Raw genomic sequence first — 16,085 nt, 5'->3', positions numbered from 1 at the left:
TGCCTGCGGGGCAGCTGCCGCGCCGTTCGCCGGTTGTGCGCCGGGCTTGCGCACACCGCCGCGGCCTTCCATGTTGCCCGTCGCGTACACGTCGACTTCGTTCGGCTTCGAGAAGCTGTCGGTCGGCAGCGGCACGTCGGCGGTCTGCAGCGGCTTCACCAGGTGCGGCGTGATCAGGAAGATCAGCTCGGTGCGATCCTGCTGGAACGACGTGCTGCGGAACAGCGCGCCGAGCACCGGCACTTCGCCCACACCCGGGAGCGCCTTCAGCGCGCCCGTCACGTTGTCCTTGATCAGCCCGCCGATCGCGAACGATTCGCCGTCGCTCATCTGCACCGTCGTCGATGCGCGCCGCGTCGTGATCAGCGGCAGGATCGACGTGCCGCCGATGTTGGTCGCACTCAGCGTGACACCCGTCTGCGACAGCTCCGACACTTCCGGCGCCACCTTCAGGCTGATCCGGCCGTTGGCGAGCACCGTCGGCGTGAACTTCAGCGCGACGCCGAATTCCTCTTCCTGCAGCGTGATCGACGACGTGCCGTTGCCGCTGCTCTGCGGAATCGGGATAAAGATCTTGCCGCCGGCGAGGAACGTCGCTTCCTGGCCGCTGATCGTCACGAGATTCGGCTCCGCGAGGATCTTGACCAGGTTGTCGGTGTTCTGTGCGTCGGCCGCGAGGTTGAACGGCTTGTTGTTCGCCTTGCTGAAGGCGACGCCGCTCGCCACCCCCGCGAGCAGGTTGCTGACCAGCGCCCCGCTCCACGAACCGAACCCGCCCTGGATGTTGAGCGCGCTGCCCATCTGGTTGATCAGCGTCTTCGACACCTCGGCCACCTTCACCTCGAGCATCACCTGCTGCGGCGACGTGACGGCCAGCATGTTCAGCACGCCGCCGCCGCTTTGCTTGCCGCCCGCGGCCGGGTCACCGGCGCTGTCCCCGTAAGCGCGCGCGATCTGCACGGCCTGCTGCGCGGCCTGCGAGCTCGACACGGTGCCCGACAGCACGATCGTGCCGGCCGCGGTCGTCACGCGGATGTCGCGCTCGTTCGGCATCAGCTGCAGCAGCGACGCCTGCAGGCCGCCGGCATCCGCGCCGACCGCGACGTCGATCACGCGGCATGCGCCGCTCTTGCCCTGCACGATCATGTTGGTCGTGCCGACCGCGAGCCCGAGGATGTACAGCGTCTGCGGTGACACCATCGTGGCCTGCGCAACCGCCGGATTGCCGATCGTCCGATTGCGGACCGGCTCCGGCATCGGCACCAGCAGCGACTTGCCGAGCGGCACGCTGACGCTGGTCGACTCGCGCACGGCGCCGACGCAATTCGGCCCGCGCAGCGGCCCCGCCGACGCGGCGGGCGCGGCGGCCGCCACCGGCGCCATGCTGATCGTCATCTGCATCGGCCCCTTGCCGACGGCGGTCGGCGCGCTGGCGCCGCCCTTCGTCAGCACCGCCGACTCGATGCCTTCCTGCGCGAGTGCGCCATAAACCGTCAGCCATCCCGAACAGAGGATCGCGACCATCATCGTGCCCCGTGCGACGCGTGTGCGCAGCGGGCCGGTATCCGTGCATTGCGGTTTGATCTTCATTTCGTCTGATCCCCCGAGAGACCGGCACCGTGCCGGTTATCGACTTCCAGGGCCGCCGCACGTTGCAGGCGGCCGTTTATGTGACTGTGTTGATCTGCTTCAGAAACACTCGACGCTGCCCTTCACGCCCGTCAGCACGCCGACGCAGTCGCGCCGCGCTTCCGGCGCCGCATGCGATGCGACGTGCACGCGTACCGTCCGTACGCGAGCGGGCGCCGCGGGCGCTTCGGGTGCGGGCTCCTTGCCGAGCAGCGTCAGCTTGGTCGCCCCGTCGGTGTTCAGCGTCTTCTGGTCGACCTGGTTGCGCAGCACGAGCGACAGCGTGCCGACGCTGCGCGCGAGGTCGAGCCGTTCGGCCTGGTCGGGCGTGACTTCCAGCGTCACCGCGTTGACGACCTTCGGCGCCGTGTCGTCGCGGCTCACCTGCTGCGCGACGGCGAGCACGAGGATGTGCTCGAGCACGATCTTCGAGATGCTCTGCCCGTCGGTCTTGCCCTGCTGTTCCTGCGTGTTGACGATCACGTCGACGTAGTTGCCCGGCAGCGCGAAGCCCGCGACGCCGACCACGTCGTTCACGCGCACCGTGATCGCGCGGCTGCCGTCGGCGATCACCGCGGACAGCCCGCCCTTCGTGCCGACCGGCGCGAGCTTCGTCTCGATCACCGGCTCGCCGCGTGCGAGGCTGGTGCGCACGACGCGCCCTTCGAGCGCCTTCGTATCGGTGAACGCGCCGGTCGGCACGCTGCCCGACGGCCAGCTGACCATGTGAATCTGGTTCGGCCCGAGCGGTTCGCCCAGGTTCAGGTCGGTGGTGGCCACCGCGACCGGCGTGACCGAACTCGTGGATGTCTGTACCAGCCAGTGGGACGCGAACACGACCGCGGCAAGACCCGCGACCATCGCGACGACCAGCATCATGACCGCTCGACTGTTTTTCATGGCAATGCTCCTCGACGAATCGTGAAAGAAACGGCTCAACCGGTGATGAAGGTGCGTCCGCCGCGTTCGACGGGCGGCGGATGGACGCCGTCACGTTCGGGTGCCGCGCCGAAATAGCTCACCCACGCGTCGTACAGCGCGTCGTGCGTCACCTCGGGCGGATCGCCGCGGTAACGCGCGCCGGCGGCCACGAGACGCAGCAGGTCCGCCGGAAAACAGGCGAGAAACGCCTTGCCGGTCGGCAGGTGCAGCCGATGCAGCAGGTAGTCGAATGCATCGCTCGCCGATACGAGCCCCAGCGATGCGCAGGCTGCGTCATACACGGCGCGGTAGTCGTCGATCGCCATCGCGCCGACGTGAAGCTTCGAACCGAGCCGGCGCAGGAACGCGTCGTCGCAGAACTGCTCCGGCGCGAGGTTGCTCGAGAACACCGGCCAGACGTCGAACGGCATCACGAAGCGGTTGCCGGATTCGAGCGTCAGGTAATCGACGCCGCGATCGAGCGGACGCAGCCAGCGGTTGAGCAGGTCGCGCGGCTCGACGCGCTGGCGGCCGAGATCGTCGACGACGTACATGCCCATGTTCGCCTTCATGTGCGGCGGCGCCTGGTAAAAGCCGGCGACTTCGTCGCGACGCAGGTCGAGCTCGTCGAGCGTCAGTTCGCCGCCCGACATCACGACCGGCCGTTCGCACAGGCGCCAGCGGCGATCGACCGACTGGCCGCCCGACGACGTTCCCGCATCGACGTGCACGAGCGGGTCGTAGATCTGGATCACTTCGCCGGCCGCGCAGATCGCGTACGGCACCGGCACGCGGCCCCGCATCAGCGAACCGAGCCGCTCGGCGAGGAAGGTCTTGCCGCTGCCGGCGGGCCCGTAGATCAGCAGCGGACGGCCCGCGTTCAGCGCAGCCGCGGCCGCATCGAGCACCGCCGTGTCGATCACGATGCCTTCGAACGCCGCCCACACCTCGTCCTGGCTGATGTGCAGCTTGCGTACCGAATGCGCGTTCAGGCACGCGAGATACGCGTCGAGCGTCACCGGCGCGGGCCCGCTGTAGCCGCTGCGCGCCCGTTCCTCGAGCGCCAGCACGCGGCCCGCGTCGGTCAGGCGGAACGTCACGTCGAGATCGGTCGCACCGCGATGGGTGAGCTCGACGAGATGCTCGCGCACCAGGAACGCGAAGACGTCGTCGAGCACGGCGAGCGGCAGGCAGTGCCGTTCGACCAGGTCGCCGTACGACGGGCGGCCGAGCATCAGCGTCGACTTCAGCACGAGACCGGCGACGAACGTCATGCTCAACCCGGTATCGTCGAGCGAGCGCGGCGCCGCCGGCAACTGCGCGCCCAGCTTCGTATGCGCTTCCCGCGACGGCAACGGATCGGGCAGGCGTGCCACCTGTGCGTCGCGTCTCGGTTCGGTGTGATTCGTGTTCATGATCGTTCCGTCCTCGTTGCAGATCCGTCGCGCTACGCGCACGACGCGAACAGCATGCCCAGCGTGCCGGCCGCGATCGCCACGCCGTACGGCAGTGTGCCGACCGATGCGATTTCGACGGGGCCGCCGGTGGCCTCGGCGCTCGCGCCTGGCGAGCGCCGCGCGATCAACGCGCGCACGTTCGCCCACATCTGGCGCATCCGCCCGCGCAGCAGCGCATAGGCGATGGCGCCGATCCCGCCGGCCAGGAAGGTGGCCAGCACGATGTAAAACGTCATTTCCGCGCCGACCCAGGCGCCGATCGCGAGCATCAGCTTCACGTCGCCGGCCGCCATTCCGCGCAACAGGTAGAACGGCAACAGCAGGCCGAAGCCGGTCGCGGCACCGGCGAGCCATCCGAGCGCGCCCCCCGCGACACCGTGCAACAGGCACTGGGCAACCAGCGCGCCGGCCAGGCCGAGCAGGACGAGACGGTTCGGAATGCGGCGGGTCGCGATGTCCGTGCTGGCCGCGGCGACCGCGAGCAGCGTCACGCACAACGGAACCGGGTAAGGCGGCGCAACAGGTAGCATGGCGAACCTCGCAGTCGAATCGGTGGATCAGGAAACCATTGCCAGCGCGGTGGCCACGGCGGCCGTCACGGCTGTTGCGATCACCTCGTACGCATTGGCAAGCGAACCCTTCAGCGTGACGACCGTCCCCAGCACCGCGACGGCGAACATCGCGCCGAGCAACGCATATTCGATCGACGTCACGCCCTGCTCGTCGCCGATCCAGCGACGTACGACACGCATCCTGGCTTGCATGATGGTCTCCGGTTCCCGGTTGATCGGATCGCCGGGGACGGCTCGAGCGCTGCACCGGCCGAGCCGTCCGCGGCATGCTCCATCAGATGCCCGCCACCGCCGAGTCCAGGTCGGCCGCGATCGTGCTGAACACGGTCTTGAGGTCCTTCCCGATGGTCGACAGCGCGAGGATGATGCCGACTGCGATCAGTGCGGCGATCAGGCCGTATTCGATGGCGGTCACGCCGTCTTCATCGCGAACGAAACGGCTGGCTTGTTGAATGAACTTGGACATGTTGATCTCCTTGGGTGGTCACTTTCAAAGCCCTCGCGTGCCGGCTGGTCGGATGACCGTGCATCGATACGTCGAGGAATGTCGTTGATGCCGTGTGGTGCCGACGAACGATTCGGACGAGCCGTTCGTCGTACCGTCCATCAGATTCCTGCTACCGCCGAGTCCAGATCCGCGGCGATCGTGCTGAACACGGTCTTCAGATCCGTACCGACCGTCGTCAACGCGACGACGATGCCGATCGCGATCAGGGCAGCGATCAGGCCGTATTCGATGGCCGTCACGCCGTCCTGATCCTGGACGAACCACGCGATCTTTTCGATGATTCTTGTCATGAGCATTCTCCTTTCGGACTGCTATGAAATTCCCTTCGTCGGTCAGGACGTCGGGGTTGGGCACCACCGGCACTACTCGAAAAATCGGGACGCGTCGCTCAGCCGCGGGAGCGGGGATATGCACCCCTGTCCGTGCGAATGGGTATCAGTGACGCAGTGAACGAGAAAGGCGTGTACGGTGCGACCGGCCGGATGAACCGGACCATCCGATCGACCGGAACGGCACGACTGCCGTTCGACGCATGGAATCCAGATGAATGGGAGACAAACTCCCGGATAAGCTGCAATATGTTTTTAATCCGGTTCTCGAACCGTGATGTGCTGTGGTCTTTCATTTTTATTCCCCATATGCGGCCATGCCGACTTTTTATTGCCCTGACGATACCGGGTCTCATTGGTCACCCGACGAAGGCTTGCGCGGTTGATCGACCTGGAGCTGCTTGTTCCCCGATGCGCTCCGGCCCTTCTTTCCGCCTGTGATTCCGGTGCCGGGTTCCGTCTGTCTTTTGCCGGAACCGCCCGGTCGTCACATCGTCGACTGCCGTGCCAACGCTTACGCAAAGAGCAGGCCACCCGAGGCGAAATCGAGGCGCGTCAAGGGTTCCGGCGATGCCCGCTCTCCCCGGCCCGGGGTGCAGTGTGCGAAATGTTTCAAAATTGATATATGTTTCCCGGCGAGCGTTTCACGCCTGAATGCCCGCCGCCGCGCTGCGCAAAGGATCGAAAATTTTTTCTTGGGATTTTCCCGGACGCTCGACGGCGCTGGCGTCCCGAGCGATCGCCGGGGCGCGGAACCGGTCGAAATGACGGAATGTTTCAAGGCAGAAACACGAAAGCCCGCAGTTCGGATTTCTCATACCTGAAAATGCGGTTTTCACGTGCGTCTTAGGCCAGACTAAATCCCGGCATTCAGCGGGTGATTTGCAACGCGCCATTTTTTCTCCAACAATGACCTCACCGGACAACGCCATTTCAGAGCGACTCGATCCGCAGGCACCACAAGATCAAACGGCTGCGATTGACCAAGCGGCCTCTACCAAATACGGGGAATCATGTACACAGCCAATCGTGAAATGCGCGGGCGGGCAACACGCCGCGCTCAGTGGCTGACAGCCGACCGGATCATTCCGTACAGCTGCATCATGCTGATGCTCTTCGCCGCGTTGCTGGTTGTCTGGGGCTTCGTGACCAGCGGCTTCACGTCGAATGTCGCCGTCCGGCCGGGCGTCGATTTCTCCGTCTTCTGGACCGCATCGCACCTGGTGTTGCAAGGCCATGCCGCATCGGCCTACGACCCCTCCTTATTCCTGCAGGCCGAGCTCGCGCATTTCGACACGTATTTGCAGCACCGGTCGCTTCCCTGGCTCTATCCGCCGACGATGTTGCTGTTCATCGCTCCGGTTGCCCTTGTGCCTTTCCTGCCCGCATATTTCCTCTTTTTCGCGGGCAGTCTTTTATGCTACGCGTTCGCCGTCTCGCGGTTGTCGGGATTGCGCGCGCATCTTCCGGTGCCGCACGCCGCGGCGATCGTCGTGGTCGCGTATTCGGCGGTGTGCATGTCCGCGCTGTTCGGCCAGAACAGCATCCTGACTGCCGGCCTCGCCGCGCTCGCGCTGCATCTGCTCGGCAAGCGCCCGGTCGCGGCCGGCGTGCTGATCGGGCTGCTCGCGATCAAGCCGCAGCTGGCCGTGGTGTTCCCCGTCGTGCTGATCGCGGCACGTGCGTGGCGCACCTTCGCGGCGGCCGCGATCACCGCCGCGCTGTTCGCGGCCGCCGGCATCGCACTGGCCGGCCCCGGTGCGCTGCACGGGTTGAGCCAGGCACTGTCGACGGTGCGCGAACAGCATTTCATGCTCCCGTCGTACTGGCTCGCGTCGCCGACGCCGTTCGCCGCATTGCGGCTCGCGGGCCTGCCGGTGACGGCCGCACTGGTCGCGCAAGCGGCAGTCGCGCTGCTCGCGCTCGCCGCGGCCGTCGACGTATGGCGCCGCACGCCCGACATGCGCCTGCGCGGCGCGGTGCTGGCCGTCGCCACGCTGCTGACGACGCCGTATCTGTGGAACTACGAACTGACGTGGCTCGGCATCGCGATCTTCTGCCTGATCGCGCACGGTCTCGACAAAGGCTGGCTGCCGGGCGACCAGGGCATCATCGTGTTGGCGTGGCTGCTGCCGATCTTCGAGATGTTCAACCGACTGATGAAGCTGCCGCAGATCGGGCCGATCGTGCTGCTCGCGGTGCTGTTCATCGTCGTGCGCCGCACGGCGCTCGAATCCCGGAGCGCACGATGAGATCGTCACCTTCCGCACGCCACGCGCACCCGGATACCGACGTGCATCCGGAACTCCCGATCGCGGGCCCGCGCCGCTACCCGCACTGGCTCAATCGCGAGCGCGTGCGCCTCTATGCGGGCGCCGCACTGGCGAGCGAGCTGCTGTTCATCTGCATCTACGTCACCCGCGTGTACCTGTCGCACAACGGCGCGCTGCAGCCGCTGTCGCAGGATTTCTCGCCGATCTGGAGCGCCGCGTGGCTCGCCGCGCACGGGCATGCGGCCGATGCCTGGCATTTTCCCGCGCTGTTCGCAGTGCAGAAGCTCGCGATCCCGACGATGACGCTCGCGGACGGCACGCTGCCGTGGCTCTACCCGCCCTCGATGCTGCTGCTCGTGCTGCCGCTCGGCTGGCTGCCGTACACGCTGGCGCTCGTGCTGTGGCTCGGGCTCACCTATGCGCTGTTTTCGGCAACGATCCGCGCGATCGTGCAGCGAGATGACGCATGGTTGTGCGCGTTCGCATTCCCCGGCGCGTTCCTCACGGTGATCGTCGGGCAGACCAGCCTCTTCACCGCGTTGCTCGCCGGTGCCGGCCTGCTCGCGCTGGCCCGTCGCCCCGTGCACGCCGGGATCTGCTTCGGCTTGCTGACGATGAAGCCGCAGCTCGCGGTGCTGTTCCCGCTCGCGCTGCTGTGCGCCGGCCAATGGCGCGCACTTGCCGCGTGGGCCGCAACGATCGCGTGCAGCGCCGCGCTCGCAACACTCGCGTTCGGGTTCGGCCCGTGGATCACCTTCACGCATGTGATCGACAGCGTCTACACGATCGTCGGCACGGGCCAGGCCAAGCTCGCGCGCATGCCGTCGGTGTTCGCGCTCGCGACGATGGCAGGCCTGCCCACTTACGTCGCCAACGGCCTTCAACTGCTGTCGGCCGCGGTCGCCGCGATCGCGGTCGTCTATGCGTGGCGCGGCGACTGCGCGTACGCGCTGCGCGCCGCGACGCTCGCGTGCGCGTGCCTGCTCGTCAGCCCCTATCTGTACGACTACGACCTGACCTGGTACGGCCTCGTGATCGCGTGGTACGCGCGTTATGCGTGGACGCACGGCTGGCGGCGCTTCGACCGGGAATGGCTGACGCTGCTGTGGCTGATGCCGCTCGCGGGCCTCGCGGTCGTGCCGCATCTGTCGTTCCAGTTCCTGCCGCTCGTCACGCTGGCGTCGCTCGGGCTGCTCGTCAGCCGGATCGCCCGGGACCGGCGCGACGTGCCGTCGATGCCGGACGCACGCGACCACTCGACCGACACCGCGTTCACCCATTCGGCAAGAACGCACCACCGCCCGGCGTACGGATTGCGCCGCACCGGCCGACCGACCATCGGCGTGCATCGGTGAAGCGACATCACAGGGGAAATCATCATGCGGGAACCACTCTATATACCGCTCGTATCGCTGGTCGTGCCGTTCTATAACGAAGGCGAGGCCGTCGAGCGCTTCTTCGACGTCGTGATGCCGTTGATGACGTCCATCGACGGCATCCGGTTCGAGATCGTCTGCGTGAACGACGGCAGCCGCGACGACACGCTCGAGCGGCTGATCCGGATCGGCGCCGGCGAACGGCGCGTGCGAGTGATCGACCTGACCCGCAACTTCGGCAAGGAAGCGGCGCTCACGGCCGGTCTCGACGAAGCCCTCGGCGACGCGGTGATCCCGCTCGACGCCGACCTGCAGGACCCGCCGAGCCTGATTCCGGTGATGATCGAACACTGGCGCGACGGTGCGGAAGTCGTCGCCGCGAAGCGCAGCAACCGCGCGTGCGATTCGTTCGCGAAGCGCACGGCGGCCGCGATCTACTATCGCGTGCACAACCTGCTGTCGGACGTGAAACTGCCGGAGAACGTCGGCGATTTCCGGCTGATGGACCGCAAGGTCGTGAACGCGCTGCGCAGCCTGCCCGAGCGGCATCGGTTCATGAAGGGGCTGTTCGCGTGGGTCGGCTACCGGACGGTCATCGTCGAATACCAGCGTGACGCGCGTAGTGCCGGGCACTCGAAATTTTCCGGCTGGAAGCTGTGGAATTTCGCGCTGGAAGGCATCACCAGCTTCAGCACCGTGCCGCTGCGCAGCTGGACCTACATCGGCGTCGGCATCGCCGCGCTCGCGTTCCTGTACGGCGCGTTCATCATTCTCCGCACGCTGCTGTTCGGCAATCCGGTGCTCGGCTACGCGTCGCTGATCTCGGTCACGCTGTTCATCGGCGGCATCGAGCTCATCGGGATCGGTGTCGTCGGCGAATACATCGGGCGGATCTACGACGAGTCGAAGCAACGGCCCGTCTACCTGATCCGCCGCCGCTACCAGACGCACGGCAAGGTGGTCGAACTGCGGGTCGCGCGCGATGCGCGCCGCCAGAGCGCTCGCCGGCGCGTGCAGCCGACCCGTGCGCGGATCGGCGAACGCTGACGCGCGGCGATGGCCATGATCGGCCTGCTCGATGCCGAGCGTACGCGCCTCGTGCGCTTCGGCGTGTCCGGCCTCTGCTCGACCGCGATCCACACGCTGGTCGCGGCGGCGCTGTTCGCGCGGTTCGACGCGACGCTGGTGACGGCGAACACGATCGCGTTCCTCTGCGCGACGGCGTTCTCGTATCTCGCGAACACGCTGTGGAGCTTTTCGTCGACGGTGCGCACGCGCAACGCGGTGCGCTTTCTCGCGGTCACGCTCGCCGGCTTCGTCGAAACCCTGCTGCTCGCGCGTGCGGCCGAAGCGCTCGACGTGTCCCGCGCAATGAGCATCGTCGCGATCGCGTTGCTGATTCCGCCGACGACGTTCCTGCTGCACCGGCTCTGGACCTATCGTTGAACGCCCCTCCCCGCCGCCCCCGAAAATAATCGGCCATTCAATTAACAGATTCAATGTCGGCATATTTATGTCACGCATGAATCCGATTGATTCCGATTTTAAAATTACCGCCAGAAACAAATTAAATACCCTGTTTACTTTTACAGCTTCCAGAAACAACCGAACGGGATAATCTGCCTTCGCCATCTCGCCAGCACGGGCATCGAACGGCGACGAGCCTTGCAGGACAAGGCAATGGCGGCTGCGCGACGAAATTCGCGCAACAATAATTCCCATTCATTCAAACGGGAGCTTCTATGTCACGCGTTACCGATGTGCTCGTCTCTTTCGATACCGAAACCATCCTCAAAAAATATCCGAATCCCAGCAAGAATCCGAATAGCCCGACGCTGATCGACTGGAAGCACGTGTACATGGTCACCAACCAGGACAACGTGGTGTCCGGGCAGGCGGGCGGCGAACTCGACCTGAAGGCGCAGGTCGGCGACCTGATCCGCTGGCGTGAAACGAGCCTGTCGCTGGGCTTCGAGAACCAGGTGGTGTTCTACAAGTTCATCGGCAACGTCGGCAACGAACTGATCTCGACGCCGACGCCGCGCGTCGCGGAAGCGTCGATCCCGGTGCCGAACACCAGCAAGCCCGAGGTGCCGACCTGCCAGAAGGTCGCGAACTACTACTGGTCGTCGGAATGCCTGAAGGTCGGCCGCGTGACTTACCACTTCCAGTTCCAGATCATCGATCGCAACTGCCAGAGCCAGGGCTGCTTCTCGTGGGATCCGTTCATCTCGATCCATAACTGATCGCGGCAGGCGGGCGGCCGCGCGGCGGCTGCCCGCATCAACCCCTTGTTGCGGAGGAAGCGCTCATGCCTGGTCTTCGTTCCGATGTGCTCGTGATCGTCGACGCCGTCACCCTGCTGTCGGCCTACCCGGAGGCGAGCCGGGACCCCGACGCGCCGACCGTGATCGACGGCCGGCACCTCTACGTGGTGAGCCCCGGCGACGCCGCGCAGCTCGGCCACAACGACAGCCGGCTCTTCGCCGGGCTGTCGCCGGGCGACCAGTTGCGCCTGCGCGAGACCGCGCTGGCACTGCGCGCCGAGGCGAGCGTGCTGTTCGTCCGGTTCGCGTTGAAGGATGCGGGCATCGTCGCGCCGTTCGAAGCCGAAGTACGCGACGCGGCCGCGCCGGTACCCGATGCCGACGACCTGCTGCATCCGCCCTGCCATCCGATGAAGGACCACTACTGGCGCAGCGACGTGCTGGCCGCGGGCGCCACCACGTGCACGGCCGATTTCGCCGTGTTCGACCGCGACGGCACCGTATCGGGCTATTTCCGCTGGGAAACGTCGATCGAGATCGGCGCCGGCCAGCCGGCCGCGAAACAGCCGGATTTCAAGCCGTCGTCGGATCGCAACGGCAACTTCACGCTGCCGCCGGATACCGCGTTCAAGGCGATCTTCTACGCGAATGCCGCCGACCGGCAGGACCTCAGGCTCTTCATCGACGATGCGCCGGAACCGGCCGCGTCGTTCGTCGGCAACAGCGAGGACGGCGTCAGGCTGTTCACGCTGAACTCGAAGGGCGGCAGGATCCGGATCGACGCGTTCGCCAACGGCAGGAAATCCGCGACCGATGCGCGTCTCGCGCCGCTGTCCGCGGGCGACACCGTCTGGCTCGGCTGGCTCGGCGCCGAGGACGGCGCCGATGCCGACTACAACGACGGGATCGTGATCCTGCAGTGGCCGATCACCTGAGCATCGCGGCGATCTGCGCCCGGGCGGTTCAGGTGCGCGGCAGCCCCGGCGGATTGGTCTGCGACCGGTCGATCGCTTCGGCGTCGAGACTCCAGCGGCCGAGCACCTTCCGGTAGCTGCCGTTCGCGATCAGCGCATTGATCGCGACCGTCAGCGGATCGGCGAGGCCGCTGCCCTTGCGCGTCGTGATCGCGATGTCCGCGGTGCGCGGCCAGCCGCCGCTCACGGTGCCGATCAGCTTCGCGTCGCCGCGCAGCGATGCCTGGTACGCGAGCATCGAGTTCACGCTGAAGATTGTGTCGACGCGCCCCGACTGCAGCGCGACCCAGCGCTCCGCCGCATCCGCGTAATACTGGATCTCGACCGGCGCGAGGCCGCGCGCGACGTTCTGCCGGTTCCATTCGAGCAGGATCTTTTCCTGGTTCGTGCCCGAATCGGTCACGACGCGCAGCCCGGCAACGTCCTTCGGCTCGCGAATCGACGCGATCCGGCTGCCGTTCTTCACGTAGAAGCCGAGCTGATCCTTCCGGTAGGTCGAGAAGTCGAATTTCTCCTTGCGCTGTTCGGTGACCGTCACGTTCGAGATCACCGCGTCGACCTTGCCGGACTGCAGCGCGAGCGGCCAGTCGGCCCACGAGAGCGGCACGATCTTCAGCTTGCGGCCGATACTGTCGGCGACGAGCTGTGCGAGATCGGGATCGAAGCCGACGACCGTTCGCGCATCGGTCGCATAGGTGCTGAGCGGCGGCAGGTTCGGCGCGATGCCGATCGTCAACGTGCCCGCTTCGGCAAACCGGTAGCCGGCCGGCAATACCTGTTCGACCGCCGGGTTCACAGTGCCGCGCTGCCGGCCCGGCTGCTCGGGGCTCAGGTCGAACGTCGCGGCCTGCGCGGCGACGCTGCCGCCGAGCAGGACGGCGGCCAGCGTGCGAACGATGCGTGCTGCGGGAATTGCTGTTCTTCTCATGTCTTCCGGATTCCTTGATGTTTGACGACGCGTGTGCCGAACGCGGGCGGCGCCGAACGATGCTCACCGCCCGTTCGCCGCCCTTCGCCGCCCTTCTCCTCCCGGCGTTCCCGGTACGCTCACGCGGGCGTCGCCTCGAGATCGGCGGCGGCCTCGCGTTGCGTCGCCGGTTGCGCGACCGGCGACGGGCGCGTCGCGTGCGCGTCGCCCGCATACAGCGCCTTCGGATCGAAGACCCGCGCCTGCAAGGGCGTGAATGCGCGGAAGTTCCAGAGGCTGCGCGCGACGAACACGCGCTGCACCCAGCGAAATGCCCGGTCGTTCTCGTCGTATTGCGGATCGAAACGGTCGCGCGAATGCAGCGTGAAATGGTTGTTGATCAGCACCAGCTTGCCGGGCTGTACCTGCACGCCGAACGACACTTCGCGCACCGCGCGATACAGGTTGGCCAGCGCCTCCTGCGCACGCGCATTGACCGCCAGCACCATGTCCGGATAGAACGCGACCGTCACGCGCGGCGCGTCGAGCGGCCCCGACAGCACCGCGCTCAGGTCGGTATTGTCGCGCGGCGTCGGCGCCGCGCCGCGCCACCGGTACGGCACGCGGATGATGTAGTGCTCGCCGTAGAGTTGCGCGATGTCGTCCGGCGACAGCAGCTGCAGCGCGCGGCGCGCGTCGGCGAGCCGCGTGTACGGGCCGCCGCCGGCTTCGCTGCGCACGCCGAGCAGCAGCAACGCGAACGGCGACGTGTCGCCTTCCGGCATGTGCGCCTGCGCGGCGTTCTCGATATGGAAATCGAGCTCGACCTCGGAGCCGAGGCCCGTATAGTCGCGCGCGGTCGCCTTGTGCGGCGTGAGGTTGTTCACGAGCTCGCGGCCTTCGTGCGCGATCGAATACGGTTCGCCGGCCAGCGTGCTCAGGGCGACCAGCACGTTCTCGCTCAACACGCCGGCCTTGAACGAGCGGCCGGTCTCCTCGAACCTCGGGCTGCCCTTCACGTCGTCGTCGATCGGCAGGTTGTCGATCTCGATCGAGCCGTGCGCGTCGGCGGTCGGTGCCTTCGCGCGATCGAACGCGTCGACGATCCGGTCGGGAAACGCGTTGTAGGCGAGCTTGCGCACCGCGCTGATGTAGCCCGCGCCGCCGGCCGGATCGTAGGCCAGTGCGCCGAGCATCTTCCGGATGTGACCGGACTCCGCTGCCGTCAAGACGATGCGTTCATCTGCGAGATAGGTCATAGGTCTCTCGTATAAAGATCGGGGTTCGAAGAGCGGCATGGCACTGCCGCCGCGCGTTGCCGTCCTCGGGGCGCAGCGCTCGACAAGACTAGGAGACCGTCATTGCATTGCGAAATGATATTAAGTCGATTGCAAACAAAAATTTTCGATATAAGTTCAGCAATCCCGGCGGCGTCGATCGCGCCGCGCCTTAACACGAAAGGTGGTTAAAAAATCGCTGGTTATTATTTGTATTCGTTAGCAGGTCGATGCTAGTTTTCTGTCGGATTCGACGATGCGGCCGGCCGTCGATCGGCAGCCGGCGCCCTTCCTCCGCCCTACGGAAATCTGCCCGATGACCCGATTCCGCCTGCTGCGCCGTTCGTCCGGTCACGACGTGACCCCGCCCGCGTACTGCCTTGCGCGCCACGCGGCACGGAGGCCGCAATGAGCGATCGCGCTCCGGCGCTCGGCGGCGCGCCGGCCGCCATCGCACCGCCGCATCGCACGTCGCTGCGCGCGATCCTCCCGACCGTCGCGGCCGCAAGCCTCGGCTTCGCGATCGTTCAGCTCGACGTGACCGTCGTCAACGTCGCGATTCCGAGCCTCGGCCATTCATTCGGATCGAGCGTCCACGGGCTGCAGTGGATCGTCGATGCGTACACGCTGTCGTTCGCCGCGCTGCTGCTGACGTCCGGCACGCTGGCCGACCGCTTCGGCAGCCGCCGGCTGTTCGCCTACGGGCTCGCGCTGTTCCTGCTGGCATCGCTCGGCTGCGCGCTCGCGCCGTCGCTGGCCGCGCTGATCGCCGCGCGGGTCGCGCAGGGCGTCGGCGCCGCGATGATCCTGCCCACGTCGCTCGCGCTCATCACGCATGCGTGCGCGAACGATGCCGCCGCGCGCGTAAGGGCCGTCGCGTGGTGGAGCGCGACCGGCGGCGCGATCAGCGCGGCCGGGCCGACGCTCGGCGGGCTGCTGATCGATTCGCTCGGCTGGCGTGCGATCTTCTTCATCAATCTACCGATCTGCGCGGCCGGGTTGTGGCTCACGGTGCGCCATGTACGGGATTCGGCCGCCGCACGCACGCGGCTGTTCGATCCGGCCGGCCAGATCGTCGCGGTGCTCGTGCTCGCGCTGCTGACGGGCGGGATCATCCGGGCCGGCGCGCAGGGGCCGGGCGACCCGTACGCGGCCGGCGCACTGGCCGCGTCGGTCGTGCTCGGCGCGCTGTTCGTCGCGATCGAGCGCCGCGTGGCCGCGCCGATGGTGCCGCTCGCGTTCTTCCGGATCGCGCGCGTGCCGGGCGTGCTCGCGATCGGCGCGATCACGAATGCCGCGTTCTACGGGCTGATTTTCTCGCTGAGCCTCTATTTCCAGAATGCGCGCGGCTTCACCGCGACCGAGTCGGGGCTCGCACTCGCGCCGCTCACGATCATCATGCTCGCCAACATCGCGAGCGCGCGCCTCGCCGTGCGCCACGGATTCCGCGCGACCGTCATCGTCGGGCTCGCGGTATCGCTCGCGGGCTACGTGTGGCTGTGGCGGACGCTCGGCGCGCACACCCCGTATGCGCTGCTCGCGCCGGGGCTCGCGGCAATGGCGATCGGCGGCGGCATCGCGATTCCCGCGCTGAC

General features: G+C 66.8%; 17 protein-coding genes. 7 read left to right on the top strand and 10 right to left on the bottom strand.

Translation table 11 applies throughout. From position 1 onward, the window contains the following. From ABY44_RS15755 to ABY44_RS15720, 8 genes are all read right to left on the bottom strand, one after another. Positions 1-1,590: type II and III secretion system protein family protein (locus ABY44_RS15755; RefSeq protein ID WP_431641390.1), on the bottom strand; the 1,590-nt coding region annotated here is incomplete at its 3' end. A 99-nt stretch (positions 1,591-1,689) separates the two neighbouring features. Beyond that, a complete protein-coding gene (cpaB, locus tag ABY44_RS15750) occupies positions 1,690-2,529 on the bottom strand; it encodes a Flp pilus assembly protein CpaB (protein ID WP_060084644.1) in 840 nt (279 codons plus the stop codon). A gap of 35 nt (positions 2,530-2,564) precedes the next feature. Then, positions 2,565-3,965, bottom strand: a complete 1,401-nt coding sequence (locus ABY44_RS15745) for an ATP-binding protein (protein ID WP_060084692.1) — start codon at positions 3,963-3,965, stop codon at positions 2,565-2,567. Positions 3,966-3,997: 32 nt separating this feature from the next. Next, entirely contained in the window at positions 3,998-4,537 is a 540-nt protein-coding gene (locus tag ABY44_RS15740) for an A24 family peptidase (protein WP_059688223.1), read from the bottom strand. A 27-nt stretch (positions 4,538-4,564) separates the two neighbouring features. Next, positions 4,565-4,771 (bottom strand): Flp family type IVb pilin, encoded by a 207-nt coding sequence (locus tag ABY44_RS15735; RefSeq protein ID WP_059485633.1) that lies wholly within the window; start codon positions 4,769-4,771, stop codon positions 4,565-4,567. 82 nt (positions 4,772-4,853) lie between these two features. Further along, entirely contained in the window at positions 4,854-5,045 is a 192-nt protein-coding gene (locus tag ABY44_RS15730; RefSeq protein WP_011349893.1) for a Flp family type IVb pilin, read from the bottom strand. Between the two features lie 140 nt (positions 5,046-5,185). Further along, complete coding sequence (locus tag ABY44_RS15725; protein ID WP_059688225.1) at positions 5,186-5,377, bottom strand: Flp family type IVb pilin; 192 nt, start codon at positions 5,375-5,377, stop codon at positions 5,186-5,188. A gap of 683 nt (positions 5,378-6,060) precedes the next feature. Further along, positions 6,061-6,348: a hypothetical protein gene (locus ABY44_RS15720; protein WP_124544456.1), complete on the bottom strand. Its 288-nt coding sequence runs from the start codon at positions 6,346-6,348 to the stop codon at positions 6,061-6,063. An 81-nt stretch (positions 6,349-6,429) separates the two neighbouring features. Here ABY44_RS15720 and ABY44_RS15715 point away from each other — a divergent pair, with 81 nt between their 5' ends. The 6 genes from ABY44_RS15715 (at position 6,430) to ABY44_RS15690 (ending at position 12,267) form a co-directional block, all read left to right on the top strand. Then, positions 6,430-7,668: a glycosyltransferase family 87 protein gene (locus tag ABY44_RS15715; RefSeq protein WP_060174394.1), complete on the top strand. Its 1,239-nt coding sequence runs from the start codon at positions 6,430-6,432 to the stop codon at positions 7,666-7,668. After that, complete coding sequence (locus ABY44_RS15710; protein ID WP_431641389.1) at positions 7,665-9,044, top strand: glycosyltransferase family 87 protein; 1,380 nt, start codon at positions 7,665-7,667, stop codon at positions 9,042-9,044. The genes ABY44_RS15715 and ABY44_RS15710 overlap by 4 nt, the downstream gene beginning before the upstream one ends. Before the next feature lie 24 nt (positions 9,045-9,068). Beyond that, positions 9,069-10,112 (top strand): glycosyltransferase family 2 protein, encoded by a 1,044-nt coding sequence (locus tag ABY44_RS15705; protein ID WP_059699392.1) that lies wholly within the window; start codon positions 9,069-9,071, stop codon positions 10,110-10,112. Positions 10,113-10,127: 15 nt separating this feature from the next. Next, positions 10,128-10,511: a GtrA family protein gene (locus ABY44_RS15700; RefSeq protein WP_059688229.1), complete on the top strand. Its 384-nt coding sequence runs from the start codon at positions 10,128-10,130 to the stop codon at positions 10,509-10,511. 296 nt (positions 10,512-10,807) lie between these two features. Then, entirely contained in the window at positions 10,808-11,311 is a 504-nt protein-coding gene (locus ABY44_RS15695) for an inclusion body family protein (RefSeq protein ID WP_027792733.1), read from the top strand. Positions 11,312-11,376: 65 nt separating this feature from the next. Beyond that, positions 11,377-12,267 (top strand): AidA/PixA family protein, encoded by an 891-nt coding sequence (locus ABY44_RS15690; RefSeq protein WP_080981943.1) that lies wholly within the window; start codon positions 11,377-11,379, stop codon positions 12,265-12,267. Positions 12,268-12,295: 28 nt separating this feature from the next. Here ABY44_RS15690 and ABY44_RS15685 read toward each other — a convergent pair whose 3' ends face one another. Both ABY44_RS15685 and ABY44_RS15680 read right to left on the bottom strand, forming a co-directional pair. Continuing rightward, a complete protein-coding gene (locus ABY44_RS15685; RefSeq protein WP_060174396.1) occupies positions 12,296-13,234 on the bottom strand; it encodes an ABC transporter substrate-binding protein in 939 nt (312 codons plus the stop codon). A 119-nt stretch (positions 13,235-13,353) separates the two neighbouring features. Next, positions 13,354-14,472, bottom strand: coding sequence for a TauD/TfdA family dioxygenase (locus ABY44_RS15680; RefSeq protein WP_431641388.1), 1,119 nt, complete (start codon positions 14,470-14,472; stop codon positions 13,354-13,356). 426 nt (positions 14,473-14,898) lie between these two features. On the opposite strand from ABY44_RS15680, the gene ABY44_RS15675 reads away from it, so the two are divergent. Further along, on the top strand, positions 14,899-16,085 hold a 1,187-nt coding region (locus ABY44_RS15675), incomplete at its 3' end, for an MFS transporter (protein ID WP_431641387.1).

The organism is Burkholderia sp. ZZQ-2, assembly GCF_050768715.1.
GTDB lineage: Bacteria > Pseudomonadota > Gammaproteobacteria > Burkholderiales > Burkholderiaceae > Burkholderia > Burkholderia cepacia.
The sequence above is the reverse complement of the archived record's forward strand: the minus strand, read 5'-3'. Positions and strand labels throughout refer to the sequence as shown.

Excerpts from the sequence above, each read along its gene's own strand:
- cpaB (WP_060084644.1), bottom strand. The coding sequence starts at position 2,529 with ATGAAAAACAGTCGAGCGGTCATGATGCTGGTCGTCGCGATGGTCGCG.
- ABY44_RS15745 (WP_060084692.1), bottom strand. The coding sequence starts at position 3,965 with ATGAACACGAATCACACCGAACCGAGACGCGACGCACAGGTGGCACGC.
- ABY44_RS15740 (WP_059688223.1), bottom strand. The coding sequence starts at position 4,537 with ATGCTACCTGTTGCGCCGCCTTACCCGGTTCCGTTGTGCGTGACGCTG.
- ABY44_RS15735 (WP_059485633.1), bottom strand. The coding sequence starts at position 4,771 with ATGCAAGCCAGGATGCGTGTCGTACGTCGCTGGATCGGCGACGAGCAG.
- ABY44_RS15730 (WP_011349893.1), bottom strand. The coding sequence starts at position 5,045 with ATGTCCAAGTTCATTCAACAAGCCAGCCGTTTCGTTCGCGATGAAGAC.
- ABY44_RS15725 (WP_059688225.1), bottom strand. The coding sequence starts at position 5,377 with ATGACAAGAATCATCGAAAAGATCGCGTGGTTCGTCCAGGATCAGGAC.
- ABY44_RS15720 (WP_124544456.1), bottom strand. The coding sequence starts at position 6,348 with ATGGCGTTGTCCGGTGAGGTCATTGTTGGAGAAAAAATGGCGCGTTGC.
- ABY44_RS15715 (WP_060174394.1), top strand. The coding sequence starts at position 6,430 with ATGTACACAGCCAATCGTGAAATGCGCGGGCGGGCAACACGCCGCGCT.
- ABY44_RS15710 (WP_431641389.1), top strand. The coding sequence starts at position 7,665 with ATGAGATCGTCACCTTCCGCACGCCACGCGCACCCGGATACCGACGTG.
- ABY44_RS15705 (WP_059699392.1), top strand. The coding sequence starts at position 9,069 with ATGCGGGAACCACTCTATATACCGCTCGTATCGCTGGTCGTGCCGTTC.
- ABY44_RS15700 (WP_059688229.1), top strand. The coding sequence starts at position 10,128 with ATGATCGGCCTGCTCGATGCCGAGCGTACGCGCCTCGTGCGCTTCGGC.
- ABY44_RS15695 (WP_027792733.1), top strand. The coding sequence starts at position 10,808 with ATGTCACGCGTTACCGATGTGCTCGTCTCTTTCGATACCGAAACCATC.
- ABY44_RS15690 (WP_080981943.1), top strand. The coding sequence starts at position 11,377 with ATGCCTGGTCTTCGTTCCGATGTGCTCGTGATCGTCGACGCCGTCACC.
- ABY44_RS15685 (WP_060174396.1), bottom strand. The coding sequence starts at position 13,234 with ATGAGAAGAACAGCAATTCCCGCAGCACGCATCGTTCGCACGCTGGCC.
- ABY44_RS15680 (WP_431641388.1), bottom strand. The coding sequence starts at position 14,472 with ATGACCTATCTCGCAGATGAACGCATCGTCTTGACGGCAGCGGAGTCC.